This window comes from Sulfitobacter sp., from assembly GCF_039977885.1.
Taxonomy (GTDB): Bacteria; Pseudomonadota; Alphaproteobacteria; order Rhodobacterales; family Rhodobacteraceae; genus Sulfitobacter.
Genome location: NZ_JBDWCI010000010.1, coordinates 1 through 11821 on the forward strand (window position 1 = coordinate 1; position 11821 = coordinate 11821).

Consider the following 11821-nt stretch of genomic DNA (forward strand, 5'->3'; position numbering starts at 1 on the left):
TTTTTATGGACCAACCCCGAAACCAAACCAACAACTTCCACCCCCACAACACCACTTTCCACTCCAATCCAAACCCCAAAGTCATAAATTCAGGCAGAATCGACACCAAATTCACGACTCACCAGACAAAAACCGGAATCAACGGGCTGGGTCCCCACCCCGCTTTTGCGCACTACCCATGTAGATCACCGTCTTGAGCGGCAATTGCCCGAATATCAGGTCTCCTCGCCGGTTGATGCCCCATGGCCCGAGCCCGGTCAGCGGGCCCAAACTGAATCCGGCCGCCCGCAGTGCCGAAGCTAATTCCGCAGGCTTTATGAATTTGTCGGGATCATGGGTGCCTCGGGGAAGAAGCTTGAGGATGTCTTCGACCAGGGTAATCGCCGCTAATCGCGCAAGGACATTTCTATTGATCGTATCAAACAGAAACATCCCCCCGGGCTTAAGGACGCGGTGGACTTCTTTTAGAACCGCCTCGACATCCTGTACGTGTTCCAGCACGTCAACACAGACCACAGTATCAAATGTGCCGTCAGAATAGGGCAAAGCCTCTCCCACACCGACATCATAGGTAATGGCCCTGCCCTGTGCGTGAGCACGGGCTGCGGCGATCGACTCTTTTGCAGGATCAATGCCGGTCACAAGCGCACCGCGATCATCGAGCGCTTCGGCCATAAAGCCGCCCGCACATCCCAGATCAAGGACAGCTTTGCCCCGCCAATCAACCAGCTTGTCGAAATACCTTAACCGACTCGGCACCATGTTTCTGAGCGTTCGGATCCAGCGGACGTCATCCGACCACCACTGCGCAGCCACATCATCGTAGATATCAAGGTTATTGCGATCTTGTCGTGCCATATCCCACCCCTCCACTGTCAGATTCAAGATCTAGTGCAAGGGCTCGAGAGGACGAGTTCTATTTGTTTGGACGCACGCGGGCTGCGCTCTTGTCGGCGAAGGCAGCAAGACGGGCACGGGCGTCCGGTTGCGTGTTCACCACACCGGCGACGACCGCCTCGGCATAAGCGGCATCCATGGCCGACATATTCTGCATGTGGCTAACCGCCGAACAGATTGCAAAGTTCGAAAGAGGCAGGTTTTCGGCTGCCTTGCGGGCAAGCTCCATCGCCGCATCAAAACTGGAGCCTTCTACAATATACTGTGCAAGCCCCAGATCGACGGCTTCCTGTCCTTGATAGACACGGCCCGTCAACATCATGTCGATCATACGCGCCTTACCGACCAGATCCGTCACACGGATTGTTGCGCCGCCGCCCGTGAACAGGCCGCGCTGGCCTTCGGGTAAGGCGAAATAGGCGGTTTGATCCATCACACGGATATGAGCAGAGCTGGCCAACTCCAACCCGCCGCCCACAACAGCCCCCTGCAACGCGGCAATCACCGGCACGCCGCCATATTCCATTTTATTGAAAGCTTCATGCCAACGCAGACAAACATGCATAAAGTCTGCAGGGCTTCGATCCTGATCGTGGTGCTCGATCAGGTCCAGACCCGCACAAAAATGATCCCCTGCACCGGCCAACACCACTGCGCGCACTCCCGCGCGCGGGGCGATCGAAAAGAAATCAACCAGCTCCTCGATGGTATCAATGTCCAAGGCGTTGCGTTTTTCAGGACGGTTCAGGGTCACGACCCAAACGCCGCCCTCATTGGCCTCAAGGGCAAGATTGGTAAAACGAGAGTTATCTATTGTGAGGGCCATGCGACTGTCCTTGTCCAAAGCTGTAAACTGCTACAACTTTGGTCTGCTATTTCCAGCCACAACGCAAGCGGGCAGTGGTCGTTACGCCGTCAGGTGTTCAGCCACCGCCAGCTGCGCCATTTCAAGCGCAGCCTCACGTGTAGCGGCCACCGCGATGAAACGACCGTTGTGGCAGAACTTTGCGCCGATCACTCCACAGGCCTGTTCAAGCGCACCATCAATCAGCCCCGCCCATGCAACAGGTAGATCCGCACGTTGTTCAAAGCTGTCGCCACTCACGCGGATACCGGTGATGGCCCAATCCACGTCGCGCGGATGGACAACAAACAGCAAATGATCGGCTCCCGCATCACGCACGGCCCCGCGAAACGGCATGCCCCTAGGCAGCTCCAGCACATGGTTGTCACCTGCATCTTCAATCGCTTTGGTTACCATGGTGTGGGCGCGCCTTTTGGCAGCCTTACCCGAGATAGATGCCTCGACAAATGCACGTGCAATCGGCAGTGCTGCGGCAAAGGCGCGATCGTCCGAACCTGCTTCACGCGCATCAAAGGGCGGTTTGAGTGTCTCTAACAACGCAGGCAACGTAAGCCCTGCAAGCACACCAGCGGTTGCCGGCTCAATCGCGCCATTATCCAACAGGTCAACCGGCAGCACGAAACTGCTGTCAAAGCTGGCGTGGATATCCTCAAGATCTGCCTCGGGCACATCGAAAGAACGCAAATAGGCCATACCGTAATGCGCCCAAATCAACCCGAACGAGCTATAGGGCTGGCCGTCGGCGCGCAGTGGACTGTCGCGCTGATGGTGATCGAAGATCTGCCCTTGGGCATCAAAACCCCGCCCCACGTCATAGACTATCTTATCCGGCGCAGGCGTGATCCAGCTTTCGTCGCGGCTACGGACCAGTTTTGCATCGGGGTAAAGACGCTGCAGGATCACCGTGGACAAAAGCTCGTCCGCGTGAAAGCCCCCCGAATGGGTGACAAGATGGGTGATACTCATGCGCTTTTCTCTCCGCTAGTTGCCGATCGCTTTCTCTCTTGACGGGTATTAGAGTGCTCGGCCGGGTTCAACCCTTCTTACCTTTACTGGAATGTACCGGGCATCAATGTGCGTGGCAGCCACAAGGCGATTTCAGGGAAGATAATGATCAGCATCAGGATCAGCAGCATCGGCGCAAGAATAATGATAACATCGCGCATCACGCTGACCACATTCATCCCCCCAATTGCCGCCGATATAAGCAAACATAACCCATAGGGCGGTGTGACCAATCCAAACGCGAGCGAGATAATCCCGATGATCGCAAATGCGATAGGGTGGATATCCGCCGCAGTGGCGACCGGCAGCAAAACCGTCCCGAGGATAATGATCGTCGGGATCGCATCAATGAACAGCCCAAAGAACAAGAAAAGCGCGGCAATAACCAAGGCCGTGCCGATCATGCCAAATTCGCTGGCCGTCATCGTTTCGACAATCAGCCGCGGCACATTATAAAACGCAAGCATCCAGCCAAAGGCAGAGGCCGTGCCAATCGCAAACAGTGAAATCGACGCAAACCGCCCCGTATCATAAAATATCAAACCCAGATCGCGCAGGCTCACGGTGCGGTAGACGAACATGCCAAGGAACAGCGCATAGCCCGCCGCGATGATTGCGCTTTCTGTCGGGGTCACGATGCCGCCCACGATCCCGCCGATCACAAGGATCGGCGTCAGCAGCGCAAGGCCGGCCCCTTTGAACGCACGCCAGAATTCGGCAAAGGTCGGCTTTAGCGCAATCGGGTAGTCATAAACCTTGGCATAGCCATAGACCGTCGCCATCAGCGCTCCGCCAATCAGAAGCCCCGGAATAGCCCCTGCCAGAAACAACGCACCGACCGAGATCTGCATCACGCCGCCCCAGACCACCATCAGAATGCTGGGCGGGATAATGACGCCCATCACCGCCGAACAGGCAGTAATCGCGATTGCGAACCGTGTGTCATACCCTTCCTTGACCATCGCAGGGATCAGAATCTTGCCACACCCTGCGGCATCGGCGGTCGAAGACCCCGAAATACCGGCAAAAAGCATCGACACCGCCACGTTCACATGCCCCAAGCCCCCCGGCATCCAGCCGGTCAGCACGCGGGCCAGATCAATCAGCTTGGTCGTGATCTTGCCTGAGTTCATCAAGTTCGCAGCCAACAGGAAAAACGGCACAGCCAACAGGATGAACGAATTATACGACTGGAACATGCGATCCAGAATAATGAAGGGCGTGAGGCGAATATCCATCATAACAATAGGAATTGTCGCAATGCCCAGCGCAAACGCCACAGGCACGCGGATCGCAATCAGCAACAGGAACCCACCGACAAGGATGGCACAGGCAAGGCCGGTAGAGACGATCATGAAGCTGTCTTTCTGCTCAAGGAATAGACCGCAAAGGCCTCATATAGGCGGTAGGCGCTGAACACGGTCCAGACCGCTCCCGCCAGTGGTACAGTGACGTAGATCCACATCAGGTTCGCCCGCAGCATCACCGAATTCTGGATACTGCCAATTTTAGCGTACTCGATGCCATACCACGCAAACAGCAAAGCAAAGATCAGGATAAACACCTGCACAATGCCCTGCTGGATCAACCGGCCCAGCGGGGATTTGACATCAGAGGTAAGGACCACGTCAAAATGAGTCCCCTCCCAGACCGCCACCATTGAGCCGATCATAACGACCCAGATAAAGATGAATGTCGCCAGCTCCTCGGTCCACAAATAGGTCGGGATCAGACCGGTATAGCGCGAAATCACCTGCATGCCGACGGGAATAGCCAGCACTGCCATCAACGCCCCCAACACGATGCGCAAAATCCCGCAAAATTTTTCTAGTAGTCGCCCGACCATGGGAATGCCCCCGCACACAAAAAATCGGGCCATCCCGCCCGATGAAAATATAAAAAGGCATCCCCCCGAAAGAGGATGCCAAAGCGCAGCTTACATGCCGCGTACGTTTTCAAGCAGCTCAGTCGCACCGATCTCGGCGGCGAAAGAATCCTGAACCGGAACCACCATTTCCAGCAGCTTTTCGCGGCCTTCGAATTCGATCACTTTGACCTGGCCTGCGTCGACCATCTCTTGCAGCTTCTCACCATCTTCGCGCGATTCCAACGCGCGGCCAAAGGCCCCCGCTTCCTTGCCAGCTTTCAGAACTGCAGCTTGCAGATCTTCGGGCAGCTTGCGGAAGGTTTTACCGCTCATCACGATGGGACGCACTGTGATCGTGTGCTTGGTCAGGGTCACATTAGGGGCAACTTCATAGAACTTGAGGTTCTGGATGCTGGCCGCTTCATTCTCGAACCCTGCAATCACGCCGGACTGGATGGCGTTGTAGACTTCGTTATAGGCAATCGCTGACGGAGCCGCAGTAAGCGCCGCGAATGTTTGCGCCTGAATGGGCGCACCCATCACGCGCATCTTGTGGCCTGCCAAATCATCAAGGTTTGCAATCGGCGCGCTGGATACAAGGTTACGCACACCGCCACCCGTATAGCCGATCACCATGATATCAGCATTGTCCAACAGCTCTTTTTCGAGCGGAGCAAAGGCGTCGCTGGACAAAACGGCATTCCAGTGGTCCAGATCACGGAACAGGAACGGCATATCCATCAGCGGGATCGCCGGTGCGAATTTCGCCATATTGGACGGTGCCATGATGGTATAATCAATCGCCACACCCTGCTGCAGGAAGTTGACGTAATCGCTTTCAACGCCCAGCTCGCCATTCAAACGCAGATCGAACACCGCATCGCCGTCATAGTTCTCCCCCACAAGATCGGCGAATTTCACAAGTGTTTTGGTGAAAGCATGATTATCGTCAAACATGCTTGCCCCGCGCAGAGTGGTCTCTGCCGAAGCAGCAGTTGCTGCAACAGCACCCAGCCCTGCGGCAAGCGCGACGCTTTTGGCGAAACCTGCGGCTTTGTAAAAATAGGTCATTGTTTGTCCTCCCGTGACAGTTTTCCGCCTGCGCTTTGCGCATGACGGCTCGATTTTATACAAATCTGCACCGAGATAAGCCCGCAAAAATTCATACGTCAACAAAAATGTAGACTAGTATGGCAATTTACGGAACATTAAGACTGCCATTGGCAGAGTAAAAAGTTGTTCGCCAAACGTTAAGACTTAGTTAATGAAGACTCCAGCCGTGCGGTATAGCGCACAAAGCTCCATTAGTGACCGGGACGATGACATGATCGAACTCCAAACGCCTCCAGAGCCTACAAGGCTCACCACTGCGGAAGAAGTCTTTCGCCAATTGCGCCACGATATTATCGACCTGAACCTCGCCCCCGGCTCAAAGATTTCCGAAGTCGAAGTCGCCAAAGCCTTTAGTGTTTCGCGACAGCCTGTCCGCGAAGCATTCTTGCGTCTAAGCGCGCTGAACCTGCTCGAGATCAGGCCCCAGCGCGCGACCCGAGTGCGCAAAATCTCCCTCAACGATCTGCGCAACACACGCTTTGTCCGCGCAGCGCTCGAGGTCGAGGTTATCCGCCTGGCCTGCCAAACCGCCACGGAGGAACATCTGGCGGCTATCAAGGAAAATCTCACTCATCAAAGCCATGCCATCGACGCGCTGGACGCCCGCGCCCTCAGGACGTTGGACTATGAATTCCACAAATTGATCTGTACCGCTGCAAACCGCTTGCCTGCCTTCCTTATCATCGCGGAAAACAAGGCCCACACGGACCGCGTTTGCACGCTTGAACTCGAAGATACATCAGGCATGCACGAAGTTCTTGAGGGCCACCAACTGATTTTCGAAGCCCTATGCGACCGCGACGAAGAGCGCGCGGTAAAGGCTGCCCGCGTGCATCTTGCCCATCTTGACGACACGCTCGCCAAGGCTGCAGGAAATTATCCCGACTTCTTTCAGGATTAAGGAACGCAGGCTACGACCCGCGCCCTTTCAACGCATCAGCCAAGGCCGATCCAAGCGCCCCCTGACTGCTGGCCTGTTTTGGCGCTGCTGAACTGCGTGGTTTGCCGCCCGCTTTGCCCTTTGGCCCCGCACCCGGCTCCTTGGCCTGCCGCGGCTCTGCGCTGTTGTCTTTACGCATCGTCAGGCCGATCCGCTTGCGCGGCACATCAACCTCGGTCACGCGCACGCGCACAACATCACCCGCCTTGACCACCTCATGCGGGTCTTTCACAAACCGATCGGCAAGCTGGCTCACGTGGACCAAGCCGTCTTGATGCACACCCACATCCACAAAGGCGCCAAAGGCCGCGACATTGGTTACAGTCCCCTCAAGCGACATGCCCGGTTTGAGATCCCCGATACTATCGACCCCCTCCGCAAAAGTCGCTGTCTTGAACGCAGGGCGCGGATCACGGCCCGGTTTTTCCAGCTCTGACAGAATATCGCGCACCGTGGGCAAGCCAAAGCTCTCGTCCACAAAATCCTCGGCGCGCAAACCCGCCAGCGCACTGCTGTCGCCCATGATCGCCCTGACATCGCGGCCGCAGGCCTGCACGATCTTGCGGGCAACACCATATGCTTCGGGGTGAACCGAGGAGGCATCAAGTGGCTCTTTCCCTTCTGCAATCCGCAAAAATCCCGCGCATTGCTCATAGGCTTTGGGACCCAACCCTGCCACCTTGAGCAGCGCACGCCGGCTGTCGAACGCGCCATTCGCATCGCGGTGCGCGACGATGTTCTGCGCCAGCGATGGCCCAAGCCCCGCGATATGCGACAAAAGCGGCGCCGAGGCCATATTGAGGTCAACCCCAACCGCGTTCACCGCATCCTCCACCACATCCGCAAGCGAACGGGCAAGCTGGCGTTGGTCCACATCATGCTGATATTGCCCCACCCCGATCGCCTGCGGCTCAATCTTTACCAGCTCTGCAAGTGGATCCTGCAAGCGCCGCGCAATAGAAACCGCCCCGCGGATCGACACATCCACGTCAGGAAATTCCAGCGAGGCCAGCTCGGAGGCGGAATAGACCGAAGCACCTGCTTCAGACACGATCACCGGCGTGGGGCGCGCCACCCCCTCTGGCAGGCGTTTCAACACATCTGCCACCAAACGCTCGGATTCGCGGCTGGCCGTGCCATTGCCAATCGCGACCAAAGCGACCCCATGCTTTTTGATCAGATGCAGCAGTGTTTCCTCTGCCCCGCGCGTATCGTTCCGCGGCTGAAACGGGTAGATCGTCGCAGTATCAAGCAGCTTGCCCGTCTCATCCACCACCGCAATCTTACAGCCCGTGCGGATTCCCGGATCAAGGCCCAGCGTCCTGCGGGCACCAGCAGGGGCCGCCAGCAAAAGATCACGCAGGTTGCGGGCAAATACCTCGATCGCTGTGGCATGGGCACGGCGGCGCAGCTCGGTCAGCAGCTCCATGAACATTGTCAGGCTCAACTTGATCCGCCACGCCCATGCGGCCACGCCGCGCAGCCAAAGGTCGCCCGCCGCCTGTCCAGTGATCCCGATTTGCGCGGCAATGACGGCCACCAGCCGCTCGACCGCCTCATCATCAGCGGGGGCAATATCAAGGCTGACAATCTCTTCCTTCGAGGCCCGCAGAATGGCCAACGCGCGGTGCGAGGGGATCGCGGCCCATTTCTCGGAATGGGCAAAGTAATCGGAAAACTTCGCGCCCGCCTCTTCCTTGCCTTTATTCACACGGGCGATCACATGCGCCTCTTGCTGCATCACCTGACGCAAACGCCCCAGCAGCGTCGCGTTCTCACCCAGCTCTTCCACCAGAATATCGCGCGCCCCGTTCAGCGCGTCTTTCTCTGTCGCCACAGCGTCCGACAGATAACTCTTGGCCAGCACGGCAGGATCAGCAGTGCGGTCGATCATGATGGCCCGCAGCAGTGGCTCCAACCCATTTTCGCGGGCGATCATCGCCTTGGTGCGCCGCTTGGGTTTAAAGGGCAGATAGAGGTCTTCCAGAACAGCTTTGGTATCTGCCGCACCAATCGCGCGGGCCAGATCGTCGGTCAGCTTCCCCTGCCCTGTGATCTCACCCAGAATGGCCGCGCGGCGTTTTTCAAGCTCACGCAGATACCCCAAACGCTCGGACAATTTGCGCAATTGGGCATCATCCAGACCACCGGTCACTTCTTTACGGTAACGCGCGACAAACGGCACCGTATCCCCACCGTCCAACAAAGCGATTGTTGCAACCACCTGTTTGGGCAGCGCGTCAATCTCACTGGCGATATTGCGGGCGATACGGTCGGCAATGGCGGTCATGGGAGCATCCTCAAACTGTTCGGAAGGCTGTGATAGCGATGCGAACCGCCCGCGCCAAGGCTCTGATAAATATCGGCGGCAGGTTTCTGCGAACCGCCTCCACAAGACCGTGATCAAAGCCCCCTTGGCCTTGGAGCAGAAACGAATTACAAGCGCGCCACTCCGGTCGCAGCCTACCCGGATATCAAAACAAGGGTTTTAAAATGAAGACTATCGTTATCTGCTCCGGCGGGCTCGATTCTGTTTCTCTGGCGCATATGGTCGCGCAGGAACAACAGCTCACCCGCCTCGTGTCCTTTGATTATGGCCAGCGCCATCGTAAGGAGCTCGACTATGCCGCGCGCTGTGCGCAGCGGTTGGATGTCCCCCATGACATTATTGATCTGCGCGCCATTGGCGCGGCGCTCACAGGCTCTGCGCTGACCGATGATATTGATGTGCCGGACGGGCATTATGCCGAAGAAAGCATGCGTGTCACCGTGGTCCCAAACCGCAATGCAATCATGCTCGCGGTTGCCTTTGGCGTTGCCGCAGCGCAAGGCGATGATGCTGTCGCTACCGCCGTTCATGGCGGCGATCATTTCATCTATCCCGACTGCCGCCCCGCCTTTACCCAAGCGTTTGAGACCATGCAAAAGGCCGCGCTGGACGGCTATGCGGATGTGTCTCTTTATACGCCGTTTGTGCACCGTTCCAAGGCCGACATTGTCACCGCGGGCGCGCGCCACAACACCCCCTTTGATCAGACATGGTCCTGCTACAAAGGCGGCGAGACGCATTGCGGGCGCTGTGGCACCTGCGTGGAGCGGCGCGAAGCGTTTCATCTGGCGGGCATCGCAGACCCGACATCTTATGCCGATCCTGACTATTGGCTCTGCGCCGTTGCGCAAAAGGATGTTGGCTGATGTACCGTATTACAAAAGAGTTCCACTTTTCGGCCTCACACCAACTGTCGCATCTGCCCGATGGGCACCAATGCGCGCGTCTGCACGGGCATAATTACGTCGTCGTGGTCGAGCTGGCCTCGGAAACCTTAAATGCCGACGGTTTCGTGCGCGATTATGGCGAGCTTAAACCGCTCAAGACCTATATTGATGACACGTTTGACCACCGCCACCTGAACGATGTCATGTCCGAGCCTTCCACCGGTGAAAACATGGCACGGCATTTTTATGAATGGTGCGCCGCGCGCTGGCCAGAAACCACTGCTGTCAAGGTCAGCGAAACGCCAAAAACATGGGCTGAGTACCGGCCATGAGCCGCTTGCGCATTGCCGAGATTTTTGGCCCAACGATACAGGGCGAAGGCGCGCTGATCGGCGAGCCAACGGTTTTTGTCCGCACGGGGGGCTGTGATTACCGCTGTGCCTGGTGTGACAGCCTGCATGCCGTCGACACAGAGTTTCGCCACACATGGGCCGCGATGGAAACCCAAGATGTCTGGACCGAGCTACAGCGACTTTCCAAAGGCAATCCGCTCACCGTATCGCTGTCTGGTGGCAACCCCGCCATTCAAGACTTTGGCCCTCTGATCGCGCTTGGTCATACCCAAGGGTACCGCTTTGCCTGCGAAACCCAAGGCTCGATTGCTAAACCATGGTTCGGCGATCTTGATACGCTTGTGCTCAGCCCCAAACCGCCCTCCAGCCAACAAACCGTCGATTGGGCCGCGTTTGACGCCTGCCTAGAGGCTGCGCAGGGTGCCGGATCGGTTGTGATGAAAATCGTGATCTTTGATGACGCGGATTATGCTTGGGCGCGCAAAGCGGCAGACCGCTACCCGACACTGCCGCTGTATCTACAACCCGGCAATCTTGAGGTTGATCCCACCGTTGCGGTGGATCCGCAGGCATTGGCCGATAAATTGCTATGGCTGGTAGATAAAACCATGGCCGACAATTGGTTCACGCCACGGCTTTTGCCGCAACTTCATGTCCTGCTTTGGGGTAACAAACGCGGGGTTTGACCTGCAAAGGAGAAAACGATGGAAACGATTTACAGTGATTTGAAGCAATTGGGCGGCCAGTCAGAGCTGCCTTCCTCACCCGAAGAGGCCGTGCTTGAGCGCGTGTCCAACCCGCAGGCCGATGTGGCCTATTGCGTGCGTTTCACCGCCCCCGAATTCACCTCCCTTTGCCCGATGACAGGCCAGCCTGATTTCGCACATCTTGTGCTGGATTATGTGCCGGGTGAGTTTTTGGTGGAATCCAAGTCGCTCAAGCAGTTCCTCGGGTCCTTCCGCAACCACGGCGCGTTCCATGAGGATTGCACCATTTCGATTGCGCGCAGGCTGGTCGACTTCCTGAACCCCCAATGGCTGCGCATCGGCGGGTATTGGTACCCGCGCGGCGGCATTCCCATTGATGTTTTCTGGCAGACCGGCCCCCTGCCCGAAGGCGTATGGATTCCCGATCAGGGCGTGCCACCCTACCGCGGTCGAGGCTAGCGAGCCAGGTGAAGCACTGGCCTTGCCTTGGGCAGGCTAGTGCGTCCAGACGCTCCGGCGGTTGGTCGCAAAGTTTTCGCCATAACCGCCGGGGCGGATGTTTGGCTTGCGGCGGTTGGGGTCTTGTACCAGCGCGTCGATCCCATGCTCTTCGGCATAGTCCAGAGCGTCCTGTTTGGTCGCGAACTGCAACTTTACCTGACTTTGCGTATCCGTAGACGAGGTCCAGCCCATCAGCGGGTCAACTTCACGCGCGCTTTCATGTGCGAACTCAAGCACCCATTTATTGGTCTTGGCTGTCCCAGAAGACATGGCAGTACGGGCAGGTTGATAGATTCGCGCGCGCATCAGGGCTCTCCGTTATTAGCTGTTCTGGATATGGCACGCAGGGCCGCGTGG

The 11821-nt window shown here is 57.3% G+C and carries 13 protein-coding genes; 5 read left to right on the plus strand and 8 right to left on the minus strand.

Annotation, left to right across the window (positions count from 1 at the left end; translation table 11 throughout):
* Positions 1-138: 138 nt before the first annotated feature.
* The 6 genes from ubiG to ABJM03_RS07670 form a co-directional block, all read right to left on the minus strand.
* Positions 139-858 carry a bifunctional 2-polyprenyl-6-hydroxyphenol methylase/3-demethylubiquinol 3-O-methyltransferase UbiG gene (gene ubiG, locus ABJM03_RS07645; RefSeq protein ID WP_348416814.1) on the minus strand — a complete coding sequence of 240 codons (720 nt, stop codon included), beginning with the start codon at positions 856-858 and terminating at the stop codon, positions 139-141.
* 58 nt (positions 859-916) lie between these two features.
* Entirely contained in the window at positions 917-1723 is an 807-nt protein-coding gene (locus ABJM03_RS07650) for a crotonase/enoyl-CoA hydratase family protein (RefSeq protein WP_348416815.1), read from the minus strand.
* An 81-nt stretch (positions 1724-1804) separates the two neighbouring features.
* On the minus strand, positions 1805-2728 hold the full coding sequence (locus ABJM03_RS07655; RefSeq protein ID WP_348416816.1) for an MYG1 family protein: 924 nt from the start codon (positions 2726-2728) through the stop codon (positions 1805-1807).
* Positions 2729-2811: 83 nt separating this feature from the next.
* Positions 2812-4122, minus strand: coding sequence for a TRAP transporter large permease (locus ABJM03_RS07660; protein WP_348416817.1), 1311 nt, complete (start codon positions 4120-4122; stop codon positions 2812-2814).
* Positions 4119-4613, minus strand: coding sequence for a TRAP transporter small permease (locus ABJM03_RS07665; RefSeq protein WP_348416818.1), 495 nt, complete (start codon positions 4611-4613; stop codon positions 4119-4121). The genes ABJM03_RS07660 and ABJM03_RS07665 overlap by 4 nt, the downstream gene beginning before the upstream one ends.
* Positions 4614-4703: 90 nt before the next feature.
* Entirely contained in the window at positions 4704-5705 is a 1002-nt protein-coding gene (locus ABJM03_RS07670; RefSeq protein WP_348416819.1) for a TRAP transporter substrate-binding protein, read from the minus strand.
* 253 nt (positions 5706-5958) lie between these two features.
* Between ABJM03_RS07670 and ABJM03_RS07675 the strand changes: the two genes are divergently transcribed.
* The gene (locus tag ABJM03_RS07675; RefSeq protein WP_348416820.1) at positions 5959-6648 is read left to right on the plus strand and encodes a GntR family transcriptional regulator; all 690 of its coding nucleotides are present in this window, start codon (positions 5959-5961) and stop codon (positions 6646-6648) included.
* A 10-nt stretch (positions 6649-6658) separates the two neighbouring features.
* Here ABJM03_RS07675 and ABJM03_RS07680 read toward each other — a convergent pair whose 3' ends face one another.
* Complete coding sequence (locus ABJM03_RS07680) at positions 6659-8977, minus strand: Tex family protein (protein WP_348416821.1); 2319 nt, start codon at positions 8975-8977, stop codon at positions 6659-6661.
* A 203-nt stretch (positions 8978-9180) separates the two neighbouring features.
* Here ABJM03_RS07680 and queC point away from each other — a divergent pair, with 203 nt between their 5' ends.
* Genes queC through queF form a run of 4 tightly spaced genes read left to right on the plus strand, consistent with a single transcriptional unit; the run spans position 9181 to position 11422 of the window.
* Entirely contained in the window at positions 9181-9882 is a 702-nt protein-coding gene (gene queC, locus ABJM03_RS07685) for a 7-cyano-7-deazaguanine synthase QueC (RefSeq protein WP_348416822.1), read from the plus strand.
* The gene (gene queD, locus ABJM03_RS07690; protein ID WP_348416823.1) at positions 9882-10235 is read left to right on the plus strand and encodes a 6-carboxytetrahydropterin synthase QueD; all 354 of its coding nucleotides are present in this window, start codon (positions 9882-9884) and stop codon (positions 10233-10235) included. The genes queC and queD overlap by 1 nt, the downstream gene beginning before the upstream one ends.
* Positions 10232-10942 carry a 7-carboxy-7-deazaguanine synthase QueE gene (gene queE, locus ABJM03_RS07695; RefSeq protein ID WP_348416824.1) on the plus strand — a complete coding sequence of 237 codons (711 nt, stop codon included), beginning with the start codon at positions 10232-10234 and terminating at the stop codon, positions 10940-10942. The genes queD and queE overlap by 4 nt, the downstream gene beginning before the upstream one ends.
* An 18-nt stretch (positions 10943-10960) precedes the next feature.
* The gene (gene queF / locus ABJM03_RS07700) at positions 10961-11422 is read left to right on the plus strand and encodes a preQ(1) synthase (protein WP_348416825.1); all 462 of its coding nucleotides are present in this window, start codon (positions 10961-10963) and stop codon (positions 11420-11422) included.
* Between the two features lie 36 nt (positions 11423-11458).
* Here the strand turns inward: queF and ABJM03_RS07705 are convergent, their stop codons facing one another.
* Positions 11459-11770 carry an ETC complex I subunit gene (locus tag ABJM03_RS07705; RefSeq protein ID WP_348416826.1) on the minus strand — a complete coding sequence of 104 codons (312 nt, stop codon included), beginning with the start codon at positions 11768-11770 and terminating at the stop codon, positions 11459-11461.
* Positions 11771-11821: the final 51 nt, after the last annotated feature.

Excerpts from the sequence above, each read along its gene's own strand:
- ubiG (WP_348416814.1), bottom strand. The coding sequence starts at position 858 with ATGGCACGACAAGATCGCAATAACCTTGATATCTACGATGATGTGGCT.
- ABJM03_RS07650 (WP_348416815.1), bottom strand. The coding sequence starts at position 1,723 with ATGGCCCTCACAATAGATAACTCTCGTTTTACCAATCTTGCCCTTGAG.
- ABJM03_RS07655 (WP_348416816.1), bottom strand. The coding sequence starts at position 2,728 with ATGAGTATCACCCATCTTGTCACCCATTCGGGGGGCTTTCACGCGGAC.
- ABJM03_RS07660 (WP_348416817.1), bottom strand. The coding sequence starts at position 4,122 with ATGATCGTCTCTACCGGCCTTGCCTGTGCCATCCTTGTCGGTGGGTTC.
- ABJM03_RS07665 (WP_348416818.1), bottom strand. The coding sequence starts at position 4,613 with ATGGTCGGGCGACTACTAGAAAAATTTTGCGGGATTTTGCGCATCGTG.
- ABJM03_RS07670 (WP_348416819.1), bottom strand. The coding sequence starts at position 5,705 with ATGACCTATTTTTACAAAGCCGCAGGTTTCGCCAAAAGCGTCGCGCTT.
- ABJM03_RS07675 (WP_348416820.1), top strand. The coding sequence starts at position 5,959 with ATGATCGAACTCCAAACGCCTCCAGAGCCTACAAGGCTCACCACTGCG.
- ABJM03_RS07680 (WP_348416821.1), bottom strand. The coding sequence starts at position 8,977 with ATGACCGCCATTGCCGACCGTATCGCCCGCAATATCGCCAGTGAGATT.
- queC (WP_348416822.1), top strand. The coding sequence starts at position 9,181 with ATGAAGACTATCGTTATCTGCTCCGGCGGGCTCGATTCTGTTTCTCTG.
- queD (WP_348416823.1), top strand. The coding sequence starts at position 9,882 with ATGTACCGTATTACAAAAGAGTTCCACTTTTCGGCCTCACACCAACTG.
- queE (WP_348416824.1), top strand. The coding sequence starts at position 10,232 with ATGAGCCGCTTGCGCATTGCCGAGATTTTTGGCCCAACGATACAGGGC.
- queF (WP_348416825.1), top strand. The coding sequence starts at position 10,961 with ATGGAAACGATTTACAGTGATTTGAAGCAATTGGGCGGCCAGTCAGAG.
- ABJM03_RS07705 (WP_348416826.1), bottom strand. The coding sequence starts at position 11,770 with ATGCGCGCGCGAATCTATCAACCTGCCCGTACTGCCATGTCTTCTGGG.